Source organism: Pedobacter sp. N36a (genome assembly GCF_014472395.1).
Classification (GTDB): domain Bacteria; phylum Bacteroidota; class Bacteroidia; order Sphingobacteriales; family Sphingobacteriaceae; genus Pedobacter.
On the sequence record NZ_JACSZW010000001.1, the window covers coordinates 645,445 to 657,734 of the forward strand.

Consider the following 12,290-nt stretch of genomic DNA (forward strand, 5'->3'; position numbering starts at 1 on the left):
CCGATTAGAAATCTATAAAATATCCGATAGTTATCCATTATTTCTTTTTTGAAAGCAGGTTTATAAATAGTCGGTATGCACCAGGAACTCCTGCAGGTAATTGTCTGAAAAAGGATAGAGAAGTGTAAACAAATTTCCCTTTGCCATAATCAGCAATCAGTAAGGAACCACTTTTCTCCGTATCACCGGTATCATGCATTCCAAGGATCGGTGTATATTTTGGATCAACATCTACAGCGAAATACAAACCTCTCTCTTGTACCCAGCCATCAAAATCCTGCTGACTGATTTGATTTGGATAGTTTAAGGCAGGATGATTAGGCGCCAGCACATGAACAGCGGCATCTTCTTCGGTTACCCTTTCGGTAGTTAAACGAAAAGGATAAGGCCCGATATGATCCAGTTTCAATGGGGAATTAACATTGTATTGCTGCAATAAAACACCACCGTTCTCCACATACTTCATCAGTTTAGGCTGCATGGCAGTGATCTGATGATTGATGTTATATAAGCGAACGCCAGTTACAATAGCATCAAACTGGGAAAGGTCCCCACTTAGTACTTCCTGCTCAGAAAGCTGGGTCAGTTCAAAACCAATCTGCTTCAAGGATTCCGGGATCAGATCGCCTGCTCCAGCAATATAACCGATTTTTTTACCGGCAAATTTCAGGTCAGTCTCGTTGATCTTTGCGGAAGCCAGCGGGAATAGTGTTTGTAAGGGGATATGGTCATAATTCAACACCCGTAATCCCTGATGAAAGGTTTTCCCATTTACATTGACATTCAATAACATTTCTCCAGCTTTGGCATTGGCGGCCGGACTCAGTTTAAAAGTCAGCATTTCCTCTGCTCCTTTTTTACTGAGTTTAAAATCCAGTTGCTGAGGAGTCATTTTCCAGCCTTCCGGCAATTGTACTGTCAATGTGCCATTTGCCTCTTTTTCTTCGAAACTTTTCAGTGCTACAGTAATCGTTTTACTTTCCTGACCATTGAAAAGGAAGGCATTCTCCTGGAAGGTTGCTGTAACCGGAGGAGCAATAACCAATGGCTGATAAACCTCTCCCCTTACCGGATCCGTAAATTTATAAATGACTGGTACCTTTTTTTCGATCAGCTGATCACCAATTTTAACATGAAATATCCCATTTACGAAAGGTTCATTTTCTGGAAGTCCGATTAAGGATAAGTCATCTACGGTATATCTTCCCTGGCCATGTTTTTTCTCCAGCCAGTAAGGCTGGGTAATTCTGGAAGCAGTTCCAAATATTTTACGGTCCAGTACCACCAATTGATTAGGCGCAAGCTGTACACTGGCTCCCGTACTTTCCTCAGTGACCAAAACAGGGTAAGAGAAATTTTTTCCAGCTCTGGCAATTGCCTGTATTTTCACTGGAATAGAATCATTCAACGTATAGGCAGGATTCATGGCTGCTACTTCCAGCCATACTCCAGCACAAGCAAGAATCAGCTGATCCAGCAAATCCTGTTTAAATGCTTTCCCTTTCACTAATTCTTTTAATTTCAATAGCTTTGGTACGGAGGCTCCAGGATTAGAAACTTGATATTCATTGTTGATTTCTGTAACTAAGTGTTGGACTTTCTTGGTTTCAGGATATCTATTGAGTGTAAAATCCAAACCATCAAAAAGATCTGATTTCGCCTTCGATCCGGCAATAGGGCTAAAATATTCCAAAGCTGAACCGCGTTGTTTCGCGGAACCAAAGCCCTGGCTTTTATGGTTAGACCTGCTATCCGCAGCAATCTCGCCATAACTTTTACCCAATAAGACATTGTATGCACCGACATCAATCTTCAATTGATCATCTGCAGTCGTGTTCATCCCTCCAAAATTATAGGTATTCCAAACGATTCTTGTAGCTTGCCATGGTTTCACATATGACAATTGCTCAGGAAATTGTTTTGGATCTGCTGCGGCTGCAAATGCCTCGCGGGCAAGGATTGCAGAACCGGAGTGATGTCCATGCCCGGCGCGTCCATCTTCCGGGAAGCGGGTAATGATCACATCAGGCTGAAACTTCCGAATCACCCATACAACATCAGCAAGAATTTTATTTTTATCCCAGATCTTGAAACTTTCTTCCGGGGTTTTAGAGAAACCAAAGTCATTGGCTCTGGTAAAGAACTGTTCGGCACCGTCCGTTTTTCTGGCGGCTAACAGCTCCTGGGTACGAATCAGGCCAAGCAGTTCGCCCTGCTCATTACCAATTAAGTTTTGTCCGCCGTCGCCCCTCGTGAGCGAGAGATAACCTGCTCTTACTTTTTTCTCTTTGGCAAGATAGGCCAGCAGGCGTGTATTTTCATCATCCGGGTGTGCCGCGATATACAAAACACTGCCAGTCACATTTAGCGCTTCCAGGCCTTGCTTAATTTCTGCAGCATTCAGCTGCACAGCAGATTGCGCTTTTAAAGAAATTGGAAGAACAAATGGTATTAAAAACAAATATTGACGAAGGTTCATAAACAGATCTTAATATCCGAATGTAAATAAAACATCCTCAATCTGAAACTTAATTTCGTCAATATTTGTAATCAGGTTGTAAAACAAAAAGCAGCTTTACAGTAAAATTTTACTACTGACCTCTTTATCGATGGTGATAAATCCAGGATACTTAATCAATGCCCCGGCAACCTTAATGCTCGGTCTAATCTTTAAAGTAAGTATTCCTTTTTTCTCTCCACCACCTTTATTTCCTTTTAGAAATTCTGTAATCTCCCCCATCACCTTACTATTCGTCACAAAAGGATAAATATTTGCGACCATATCTACAGGGACAACAGTTGATTTTCCTCCTGCTACGTTTACTTCCTGGTTTACAAAACCAGAAGCAATTTCTGCTCTGTTGATCAGGATTTTGTATTCAAATTCATTGATCGCAGCAGTATTGGCAGTTGGATTTGTAATTTCAAGGTTTATGCGCGCTTTTAAAGGCACATCCTTCCTCAACAAACCCAGTGCTAGTCCAGGAAGGCTGGCCAGATTAAGATCCTGACCATTCAGCAATCGCTTTACATCTGTACCTCCAAGAGAGATCTGATCAGCAGAAACTACTTTATAAGTGCATTTTTCCAATGCTTTTATTTGCTGTTTGCTGACACTACAGCTTTGAATGATAATCGCCGTTAAGCAAAGTATGATGATCTTTTTCATGGTATATGTTTTTGTGTGTGACCTAGCTATAACGGATAATTCCGCCAATTGGTCTAACGTCTTCGTTTACTTTGGTTCCGGCTAATGATGTAGTCGATACTATATTTACCACTTCCTGATACCAGTATAAATAAGTAAACCACTAAATAATGACAAGCCAATTCTTTCTTTTCAAAAGCATCCGCTGCATGGACCATAAATATGGCGATCAGCATGGTTACGATTAAAGGGAGTACTGCGAGTCTCGTTCCTAATCCAAACAGCAATAGTATTGAGCAAAAAAATTCAGCAAAAACGGCGAGTGCCAGGGAAGCGGCTTGACCAATTCCTAAAAAATCCATAAATTCTATTGGGCCACCGGAGGTTAAATATTGCAGTTTTGGATAACCATGTGCTAACATAAAAGCAGCGATAGCTACACGCAGGACCAACAGCATAAAATGAATGCCCTCTTGGTTAAAATTCGTGTTAAATAGTTTTCTCATTGACGTAGGTATGGTTTATAGGTGATAAGATAGATTAAAATTAAGAATTACTTCCTGTTTATGGAGATAATGAAACCAGAAATCGCATCTTGAAGGATCATTTTCTTCGCAGCATCTGGTTTTCCTTCTTTTTGAATCATCTGAATAGAGACCAAACCATGAAGAATAGACAAATAAGTATGGTATTTTAAGAAGTAATCGGTTTCGGGATGACTGCTTTCCTCAATTGCGGTTTTGATGGTAGAAATCATCACGCTGGTTGCATTTTTCAATTCTTCGATTTCGTTTACACGATCGCAGGCAGGAATTCCCAAACCAAACATCAATTGATAATATTCTTTATGGTCAAATGCGAAATCCCAATAGGCATGGGCCATGGCTTCCAATTGCTCTGCTGGAACGGTATACTGGTCTTTAACCGTCTGCAAGGTATCCGCCAGTTTCTGGAAACCTTCTTTTGTAAACTCTAAAAGAATCGCCTCTTTGTTTTCAAAGTGATTGTAAATCACAGGAATGCTGTATTCTATGGCATCTGCGATTTTTCGGATAGATAAAGATTGCCAGCCATCAGAAATGACTTGCTGCCACGCTGCTTCTAAAATACTAGCCCTGAATTCTTCTCTCTGTCTGATTTTACGCTCTGCAATTCCCATATCATGTATACTTTTGTTAACACCGTTAACAAAAGTAATGGGTAAATTATATTTACAAAACTCTTTCCGCTATTCTGACTTAAATACAACAATCAGTAGAGACCACATAATGTACCTTTATTTATCCAGAATCAACCTAAAAGTCAGGTTGATCCTAGGCTCGGTTACTTTGACTGTTTTTGGCAAGCGATGCTCCCAATAATGCTGGGTTTCCCCTTTCATAATCAGCACACTCCCCCCAGTAAGGTCAATGGAAATGATCGGGAGTTTTTCTTTATACCTTCTAAATTGAAAAATTCTGTGGGCGCCAAAACTGACAGAAGCGATAAAAGGATATCTGCCCAGGCTTTTTTCATTATCTCTATGCCAGCCCATACTGTCGCTCCCATCCCGATAATGGTTCAGCAAACACACATTAAACTTCACTTGATAACGCGTTTCAATCCTTTCTTTTATCGCCAATAAAGCTTCCGTCCAGGGCAAAGCATCCATAGTGATACCAGAATAGCTATAACTCAGCTCCGGATCTCCATAAAAAGCGGTAAACCGCGGCTGTAAAACTGTTTTACCAAAAATCTGGATTGGTTCCTGTTTCCAGGCGATACCAGTGCTGAGTTCTTCAAAAAACACATTACTTTCTTCTTCCGTAAAAAAACCTGGAAGGAACAACGCTTCTCCCGGAATGGGAAGAAGGTTTACATGATCTCCGTACATCGAGTGTGATAAGCTAAATTTATTTAAAGATAACTCAATTTAAAATAATCTTTACACAATAATGCAGATGGAAAACACCGAAGTATTTTAACCATCTGCAATTCTTCCCCCCACGTATCCGCTCTCAAAAATCTGTCTGATCTGATCGATTCAGTAAGACAAAATTAAATAGGTTTAGCGCTTGGGGAAAGTAAGAATAGATAGAAAGGCATCATCGATCGTTAAACGAGCAAAAAAACACTTTCATTTTTTGATCATTAATAACTATTTTGAACCAGGTTAACTACACGCTCATGAATTGCCTTATCGTTGACGATCATAGAATTGCCCGAACTACGCTCAAAAAACTGATCAGTTTGGACAACTCACTTATACTTGCTGGGGAATGCAGCACTGCCGAAGAAGCTTATAATAAAATTATCCATGATCCTATTGACCTTCTGTTTCTGGACATTGAGATGCCCGGAATGACTGGAATGGAATTGGTAAAAAGCCTTGGAAAAAGTAGTCCAATGATTATTTTTACCACGTCAGATCGGGATTATGCGGCCGATGCCTTCGACCTTAATGTGATTGATTTTATGATTAAACCTGTGAGTCCGGTCAGGTTTCTTCAATCAATGGAACGCTTGCGGGAGTTTGTCAAGACCAGAACATCCAAAACTATGATCAGAGATAAGGACTATATTTTCATCAGAGATTCGAATACGATCAGAAGGTTAGCACTCGATCAGGTTTTATTTCTGGAGGCACAGGGTGATTACGTCAAAATATACGTCAGAGACCATACCTACCTCATTCATTCGACACTGAAATCGGTGGTTGATAAACTGCCCGACAGTGTCTTTATTAGAGTCCACCGTTCCTTTATTGTTAATGTTAGTAAAATAGATACGCTAGAAGGCAGCACTTTAGTGCTGGATAAAAACTTTGTTCCAGTTTCCGATGCGTACCGAGCTTCTTTAAATAAACGCATGCAAATTTTATAAATCAGGAACTGGCTTATTTTTTGCTTGTAATGGTTAATTATCGCAACTCAACAAATGCCTCGACTTAAGTCCTATACCGCTCCAGACTACGAATATATAGACCTCAGCTATATTGAAGCCCTTAGTAATGGGGACCTAGCCTTTGAAAAAGAAATTGTAGAAATTTTTATTGATCAAATTCTCGAGGACCTCAATTTATTGAATACTAATTTCAATGAGGGTAATTTTAATCAACTGAAACAAAGTGCCCATTATATGCTGCCCAGTATCTCCATTCTTGGTTTAGAAAACAGGCTAAAAACTGAACTTGAAGCCCTGGATGCTTTAGATGCTCCTTATAAAATTCTTAAAAAACATGTACATACCATTACCACGGTATGCAATAAGGCTAGGAAGGAAGCAATTTCCTTAGTGCATACCTTAAGTTAGTCCTTATCATAAATGATCAATTGAAAAGTTGCTGTTCCTCTGTGTAATAAGTCTTTCTGGCGCCACTTTTATGGATGAGGATGTCTGCACCAGTTGGACTTTTGGGGTTGTGCTGTGTATGTACTTTCAGAAAATCTCTGAACTCTCCTGTTATGCTTCCCGGATGTGCTTTTCTGATTTCCTTTATCGCATCTGTCAGCACTTCATGGATAACATGATGTAAATCTTTAACCTTTTCTTCCGGAATCTTTCCTGCAATAGAAAAGGGAGAAATCCTGGCTTTCCATAAGATCTCATCGGCGTAAGCATTGCCTATTCCTCTGATTTGATGCTGATCTAATAATACTCCTTTAATACCTGCTTTTTTTCCTTTTAGATGTTCCTTTAAAAACTCCGGTGTTACTTTACTGTCCAGCGCATCCGGAGCAGCTGAAGGCTCTGGATTCAGGGTTGCTGCTGCAATCTTTTGCGGATCTGACATCACTAAACCAAGATCTCCCTCAAAATAAAGTTCGATCACCGGATATTTAATCTGATGAATTTCTTCAAAAAAATGCAATTGCCCTCTTAACATCAGGTGTAAGGCCAACACATCTTTTTCAAAGTTAAAATGAAGTTCCTTCCCGGAACGCGTCACCGATTTCAGCAGTTGTCCGTTCAGTACCTCCCTCAATTCTTCAGGAGTTACATTTAATTTTTTATCATTGGGCACTTGTACTGTGATCAACTTTTTACCGGCAAAGGCTTCATTAAGGTTTGCACTGAATACTTCTAAATCTGGTAATTCTGGCATAATAAAGAGTTCAAAAATGAGCATACATTTATGAGATTAAAACAATTCAAAACGTTGATAGTTTGCGTTTACTCTTGTTCGGCCTTGATTATTTTCCGAAGTCCGGTATTGAGCTGATCAGGTGCCAAACCAAATTCTTGCTGGAAGATCTCATTCAAGCTTTCGTAAGACATCATTTTCTTCAAACCTGCTATCCCTCCTTTTTTAAATGCGATGCGACATAGCATGCCTTGTATGGCACTATCTGGATTGGTGAAATTATCCATCTGCCAGAAGTCTTCCAATTTATTTAAATCTATCTCCGGATGCTGGATCAAATAAGTATTCAGACGTTTCAAATGCCAGGAGAGCTGCTGTCCTAAAGATCCGCCATAAAAAACAGCTAATCCTTCCTGCAAAGGGGATTTTGGATACTTATGATTGAGATAAATGTGCACCACTTCATGAAAATAGTTCTCTCCCCAGCCAGAACAATATACCAGATTGTCTACATGATCAGAAATACCAGATGGCTTATCCGCATTGCCCATTCCAATACTATAATCGAAGCCTCTTAGCCTTCCTATTTCCTCATTTGTAGCTGCAAAGTAATAGGTAATTGGAATAGAACCCAATCCCCATTCCTTTTCTAGTTTTTTAATCTGCAGCTGCAGGCTGTCTGCTTTTTTCTGGTTAAAAGTATGGTAAGGGGCGTAGTGATAGGTAATATTCCTGACTACTTTTGTCTTCCAGTCCTTCGAGTTCAGGGCTACCGGGTTTATAAAATATGGCTGCCCTTTGTCATCAAATTTCACATAGTGATTGGTGATGCATAGCGTGGTAATGTTCTTTGCAGTATCCAGCCAGCTGAATTGTGTTTTAAGTTGAACGTAATCTTTGCTGGGCTTAATGTACAAAATCAAGTGTTTATCGGCCATTTTATAAGTCGGATAATCACTACTGATCGCATAAATCATCTGGTCAGGGATTTTGTATTGCTGCTGGTCTGCCAGGGACCAATATTTCTTAAAATCTGGTAATCCATTTTTTTTAAACTCGTCCAAATATCCCTGGTAAAACCGAAGTGCAGACTTCACCTCTAGATTTAGCGTATCCACGCCTGGATTAATATTCAGCTGTGCTTTAGCTAAAAAACTAGTACCTAACCATACGATCAGTACTAACAAAGAGTTGCGCATAAAAAATGGATTAAGAGATCACTAAACTATACGCAAATTATAAAAATATTAAAGACTTATAAACTAAAAACCCTACCTGTCGAACAGGTAGGGTTTTTATAAGCAGCTAAATCAGGTTCCAGTCTACCGGATCTTTTAAATTGGTTTTACCGGCAACCACTGCTACTTTATTCTTTCCTTTTTGAAGTTTCACATCTTCAAAGATGTAATGGACCTTGGTGGTCCCTTTTTTACACCAGTAATCTTCCCCTAGCGTCTCTTCCATCACCGAATGCGAATAATCGAACTTGCGGCCACAAGTGTCATATAGTTTTATGGCGTCGAAATTCTATTCTTCCAATCGGCTTAATCCCTTTTTCATCACAGATACGTATAAATTCCATGATACCAGTAGAACTATTGATATCCGTGAGCACCAATTGAGTGATGCCCAGGGACAGTGCTTCTGCGGTCAATTTAGGAATAGACATCGTTCCGTAACGCAGGCTATATTGAGAATGGACATTCAAATACATGGCCTATAAATCTATATTCAACGTAGAGGCCAGTTTAATCGCTTGATCTCCAAATCGATTCCGAATTTTGTCTAATGCCTGATACAGGCGATATTGTTCCTGAGATTCAGTATATAAATCAATCTGTTCATGGCCGGTTAACAGGTTAGACAACCGTACACCAACCAGACGCAGCAACATCCGTTTTTGATACAGTTGGCGAAACAATTCTTTGGCTTTATATTAATGGAACACGCTCCCTCAAGATCTCCGTAATTTCAAAGGAAGCTTTAGAATAAGCATCCATATTCCCTTTCAAAAAAATCGCATGCGGGCAAAGCATTTTTGCCATTCGGGAACTCATGGCAGCATTTACCCAAAACTTTCTAGCTTCATAACTACAGGAAGCCACTACCCCACGATCGCAAGTCCCGCCAATAATGACCGGTTTTCCAATTAAACTGGGATCTTTTTTCACCTTCACTGACACGAAAAAGGCATCCTGATCCCTGTGGATGATGTGTTTGTTTGAAGTCATGAAATATTTTTTTGATACCCACAAAGTTATACTAAAATATTTACTATTTTAATTGTTCTACTAACTATATTAGTATCCACAAAACTAGTAAGGTTCCTTTATTCAGCGATTGTTTGCTTAAAATGGTCTTTGGTGGAATGGTACTAGCTACTGATCAATTACTTTTCTCCGACTTAGCGAATGCTGGTATTTTAGTGACCATCAAGAACTGTTATCCTAAAAAGCATACTAAATTATCATTCTATGAACCGATTAAACATTATGACACATTTAACTGTCGATTTCTATTTTTGGTTGTTCAGCTGTTTATTAATCACCGCGCTGCTGCTCCTCATTTTCCTGACCCATATTTTAAAAATCATTGCTAAACCTAAGCAGCCCTGTTAAAAACACAGGAAGCACTGCTGCAACCTTAAAAGATCTTTAAGGGTATTTTTGGACGGGGTACATTCATAAAAAGGGCCAGAAATCGTTAAATTTCCAGCCCTTTAATATCATTTATAAAATACCTTCCTTTACATTGGAATCAGCGTAATGCTGCTAATTTCAGCCATCGACTGGCCTTTTATCGTTAAAATTTTCAGCTGTAACCTCAGCGATTCTGCTCCGATTGCTTGCTGAGAAATATCAATTACACCTGCCTCGACGTCTTTGAAACCAGGAGTCTCTGAGCTAGGAAGGGTATAATTTAAGGTGTTTTTTTCCAGAGCAATATTCAGGTCTCCACCAGTATTTGCATTTTCAAAGTAATTGACCATTACTTTATACTTACCTGGGCGCTGAACTTTCATATCCCAATGCGCGGCATCTGATTTATTGGTCCAGAAAGCGATGGTATTTGGTCTGTTAGGATCATGTGTGGATGCTCCTTTCAATTTAATTCCTCCATTTCCAGTCAGCTGTGCCTGGTTTGCAGTGAGTACAATCCTGCCATCCGACAATGAGCTTACGCGGTTATTCAATGCTTTTGGTGCTCCTTTGACTTCTAGCACCAGCACCATTGGTTTAGGGCCTGAAAAGTCTGCCGGCAATTGAACTACCTTTCCTTTGGCAGTTGTTTTTACTGCTAATGTTTTTCCTTTAGCGCCTAAGATATAGGCTTTAGCAACCGTATTAGAGAGAGGTACTTCTAAAGCCCCATCTTTTGGTGCATCAAACACTTCCAGGTAAAGTTTCCCTGCTTTCTGTGTGGCATACCCCCATTCTAAAGGCTGGAATGGACTTGCTGTAGTTCCATAAACCGCTTCATTGTTGACCTTCATCCAGGCTCCGATTTGCTTTAAGATCGCCACTGCCGGCTCAGGAATTACTCCTTCCGCATCTGGGCCTACATTTAAAAGGAAGTTCCCTCCTTTACTCACAGTTTCGATAAACAGGCGCATCATCTTATCATAAGATTTCCAATTTTTATCATGTGCGCTATAGCCGTAACTCTCATTGGTGGTATGGCTCACTTCCCAGTTCATCCCAGGCAATCCTGTTGGTGGAACATATTTTTCTGGTGTTCCCATATCTCCATTTTTATTCTCCAGGCCATCCCAGAAGCGATTATTCACCAGGATACCCGGCTGCCATTTGATCAGGTCAGTTAGGATGCGTTTGGTGCCCCAGGTTTCTCCCTGTCGGTTTTTTGAGCTGAAATCCAACCAAAGAATATCCATTTTACCGTAGTTATTGGCCAGTTCTTTAATTTGTCCGTACAGGTAATCTTTATACACCTCATAGTTGGGATTTTCCTTAGGAGCATTCGCGACAAACTTATCGTAAGAATCAGGGTGCTGCCAATCCAAAAGAGAATAGTAAGCGCCAATTTTCAGGCCTTCTTTTTTAAATGCTGCCACCGTTTCTCCATATAAATCTCTTCCTTTCGGGGAGACATTGGTGCCTCCGGTAATGCTGTTATTTAGGGAATAAGGTTGTTTACTGTTGAAGATGCTAAATCCTTCATGGTGTCTGGAAGTGATCACCATATATTTCATTCCTGCTTCTTTGGCCAATGCGGCCCAATCCGCAGCATTAAATTTTGAGGCGGTAAACTTTGGTTTCAGCTCCTCTGCATATTCTTTACTGGGCACCTGTGCCCAGGTCTGGATCCATTCGGCATAATGCTGCGGATATTGTTTACCCTTCCAGGAACCACCGGCAGCACTGTATAAACCCCAATGAATAAACATTCCAAAGCGGGCATCATTGAACCACTTCATCCGCTGATCTTTTGTTTCTACCCAGCCTGGCACCCCTTCATAGGGTTTCGGTTCTTCCTGGGCAATTACCCTTCCTACTGTTAAAAGCAGCATGAGCATTACAATTACCTTTTTCATTGATGTGTTTGTGTTTAGTTTCTCAGGTTCCTTACCAACCTGGTTGTTGTTTAAGTTTTTTATTTATAGTCATCATTTACTTCCAGCCAATGCCCATCGGGATCCTGAAAATAGATCTGTTTGATGCCATCTACTCTTAGTGTGATGCTATGCGCAGTCCCTCCCCAGTCTTCATAAGGAATATGACTTGCGTTTAGCTTTTCAATAAAGGGATCAATAGCCGCAACACTAAAACACAAGTGCTCATTTTTATCAAAATTCCCTTTCCCTTTTGCACCTTGTATTAAATGAAGCTGTCCGGCAGCTCCCAGACTAAACCAGGTATGTCTGCCATCATGAAAAGGTTCGGGAATCTGGTTCAATTCAAATGTATTTTTATAGAAATCTGTAGATTTCTCCAAATCAGTTACGTATACTGCAATATGATTTAATATGGCCGGGCTTGTTTTTTGCATGTTTTGTGCTTTGCTGTCTTGAAAAGAATGAATTGTTATAGTCAATACAAGGATGAGGGTAAAAAGCTTCAT

At 40.1% G+C, this 12,290-nt stretch carries 15 protein-coding genes; 2 read left to right on the plus strand and 13 right to left on the minus strand.

Annotated elements, in window-relative coordinates:
* Positions 1–37 precede the first annotated feature (37 nt).
* The 5 genes from H9X96_RS02990 to H9X96_RS03010 form a co-directional block, all read right to left on the minus strand.
* Positions 38–2,479, minus strand: coding sequence for a PIG-L family deacetylase (locus H9X96_RS02990; RefSeq protein ID WP_187664835.1), 2,442 nt, complete (start codon positions 2,477–2,479; stop codon positions 38–40).
* Between the two features lie 96 nt (positions 2,480–2,575).
* Positions 2,576–3,169: a hypothetical protein gene (locus tag H9X96_RS02995; protein ID WP_187664836.1), complete on the minus strand. Its 594-nt coding sequence runs from the start codon at positions 3,167–3,169 to the stop codon at positions 2,576–2,578.
* A gap of 53 nt (positions 3,170–3,222) precedes the next feature.
* Positions 3,223–3,654, minus strand: coding sequence for a DoxX family protein (locus H9X96_RS03000; protein ID WP_187664837.1), 432 nt, complete (start codon positions 3,652–3,654; stop codon positions 3,223–3,225).
* Positions 3,655–3,701: 47 nt separating this feature from the next.
* Complete coding sequence (locus H9X96_RS03005) at positions 3,702–4,307, minus strand: TetR/AcrR family transcriptional regulator (protein WP_187664838.1); 606 nt, start codon at positions 4,305–4,307, stop codon at positions 3,702–3,704.
* A 117-nt stretch (positions 4,308–4,424) separates the two neighbouring features.
* Positions 4,425–5,021, minus strand: a complete 597-nt coding sequence (locus H9X96_RS03010; RefSeq protein ID WP_187664839.1) for an alpha-ketoglutarate-dependent dioxygenase AlkB — start codon at positions 5,019–5,021, stop codon at positions 4,425–4,427.
* Positions 5,022–5,314: 293 nt separating this feature from the next.
* Between H9X96_RS03010 and H9X96_RS03015 the strand changes: the two genes are divergently transcribed.
* Both H9X96_RS03015 and H9X96_RS03020 read left to right on the plus strand, forming a co-directional pair.
* The gene (locus tag H9X96_RS03015; RefSeq protein WP_187664840.1) at positions 5,315–6,010 is read left to right on the plus strand and encodes a LytTR family DNA-binding domain-containing protein; all 696 of its coding nucleotides are present in this window, start codon (positions 5,315–5,317) and stop codon (positions 6,008–6,010) included.
* A gap of 54 nt (positions 6,011–6,064) precedes the next feature.
* Entirely contained in the window at positions 6,065–6,439 is a 375-nt protein-coding gene (locus H9X96_RS03020) for a hypothetical protein (protein ID WP_187664841.1), read from the plus strand.
* A 16-nt stretch (positions 6,440–6,455) separates the two neighbouring features.
* On the opposite strand, the gene H9X96_RS03025 is transcribed toward H9X96_RS03020, so the two are convergent.
* The 8 genes from H9X96_RS03025 to H9X96_RS03055 all read right to left on the minus strand — a co-directional run bounded on the left by H9X96_RS03025 (position 6,456) and on the right by H9X96_RS03055 (position 12,290).
* On the minus strand, positions 6,456–7,232 hold the full coding sequence (locus tag H9X96_RS03025; RefSeq protein WP_187664842.1) for a DNA-formamidopyrimidine glycosylase family protein: 777 nt from the start codon (positions 7,230–7,232) through the stop codon (positions 6,456–6,458).
* 68 nt (positions 7,233–7,300) lie between these two features.
* Entirely contained in the window at positions 7,301–8,410 is a 1,110-nt protein-coding gene (locus H9X96_RS03030; RefSeq protein ID WP_187664843.1) for a hypothetical protein, read from the minus strand.
* 106 nt (positions 8,411–8,516) lie between these two features.
* Complete coding sequence (locus tag H9X96_RS03035; RefSeq protein WP_187664844.1) at positions 8,517–8,675, minus strand: hypothetical protein; 159 nt, start codon at positions 8,673–8,675, stop codon at positions 8,517–8,519.
* A gap of 37 nt (positions 8,676–8,712) precedes the next feature.
* A complete protein-coding gene (locus H9X96_RS03040) occupies positions 8,713–8,925 on the minus strand; it encodes a PHP domain-containing protein (RefSeq protein WP_187664845.1) in 213 nt (70 codons plus the stop codon).
* Between the two features lie 3 nt (positions 8,926–8,928).
* Positions 8,929–9,105 (minus strand): hypothetical protein, encoded by a 177-nt coding sequence (locus H9X96_RS22800; protein ID WP_255430964.1) that lies wholly within the window; start codon positions 9,103–9,105, stop codon positions 8,929–8,931.
* A gap of 37 nt (positions 9,106–9,142) precedes the next feature.
* Positions 9,143–9,442: a hypothetical protein gene (locus H9X96_RS22805; protein ID WP_255430965.1), complete on the minus strand. Its 300-nt coding sequence runs from the start codon at positions 9,440–9,442 to the stop codon at positions 9,143–9,145.
* A 515-nt stretch (positions 9,443–9,957) separates the two neighbouring features.
* Positions 9,958–11,763: an alpha-L-fucosidase gene (locus H9X96_RS03050; protein ID WP_187664846.1), complete on the minus strand. Its 1,806-nt coding sequence runs from the start codon at positions 11,761–11,763 to the stop codon at positions 9,958–9,960.
* A gap of 59 nt (positions 11,764–11,822) precedes the next feature.
* Entirely contained in the window at positions 11,823–12,290 is a 468-nt protein-coding gene (locus tag H9X96_RS03055; RefSeq protein ID WP_255430966.1) for a VOC family protein, read from the minus strand.

Bases quoted from the DNA above. Each gene is read 5' to 3' on its own strand.
- H9X96_RS03015 (WP_187664840.1), top strand. From the start codon at position 5,315: ATGAATTGCCTTATCGTTGACGATCATAGAATTGCCCGAACTACGCTC.
- H9X96_RS03050 (WP_187664846.1), bottom strand. From the start codon at position 11,763: ATGAAAAAGGTAATTGTAATGCTCATGCTGCTTTTAACAGTAGGAAGG.
- H9X96_RS03025 (WP_187664842.1), bottom strand. From the start codon at position 7,232: ATGCCAGAATTACCAGATTTAGAAGTATTCAGTGCAAACCTTAATGAA.
- H9X96_RS22805 (WP_255430965.1), bottom strand. From the start codon at position 9,442: ATGACTTCAAACAAACACATCATCCACAGGGATCAGGATGCCTTTTTC.
- H9X96_RS03005 (WP_187664838.1), bottom strand. From the start codon at position 4,307: ATGGGAATTGCAGAGCGTAAAATCAGACAGAGAGAAGAATTCAGGGCT.
- H9X96_RS22800 (WP_255430964.1), bottom strand. From the start codon at position 9,105: ATGTTGCTGCGTCTGGTTGGTGTACGGTTGTCTAACCTGTTAACCGGC.
- H9X96_RS03020 (WP_187664841.1), top strand. From the start codon at position 6,065: ATGCCTCGACTTAAGTCCTATACCGCTCCAGACTACGAATATATAGAC.
- H9X96_RS03040 (WP_187664845.1), bottom strand. From the start codon at position 8,925: ATGTATTTGAATGTCCATTCTCAATATAGCCTGCGTTACGGAACGATG.
- H9X96_RS02990 (WP_187664835.1), bottom strand. From the start codon at position 2,479: ATGAACCTTCGTCAATATTTGTTTTTAATACCATTTGTTCTTCCAATT.
- H9X96_RS03000 (WP_187664837.1), bottom strand. From the start codon at position 3,654: ATGAGAAAACTATTTAACACGAATTTTAACCAAGAGGGCATTCATTTT.
- H9X96_RS03055 (WP_255430966.1), bottom strand. From the start codon at position 12,290: ATGAAGCTTTTTACCCTCATCCTTGTATTGACTATAACAATTCATTCT.
- H9X96_RS02995 (WP_187664836.1), bottom strand. From the start codon at position 3,169: ATGAAAAAGATCATCATACTTTGCTTAACGGCGATTATCATTCAAAGC.
- H9X96_RS03035 (WP_187664844.1), bottom strand. From the start codon at position 8,675: ATGGAAGAGACGCTAGGGGAAGATTACTGGTGTAAAAAAGGGACCACC.
- H9X96_RS03030 (WP_187664843.1), bottom strand. From the start codon at position 8,410: ATGCGCAACTCTTTGTTAGTACTGATCGTATGGTTAGGTACTAGTTTT.
- H9X96_RS03010 (WP_187664839.1), bottom strand. From the start codon at position 5,021: ATGTACGGAGATCATGTAAACCTTCTTCCCATTCCGGGAGAAGCGTTG.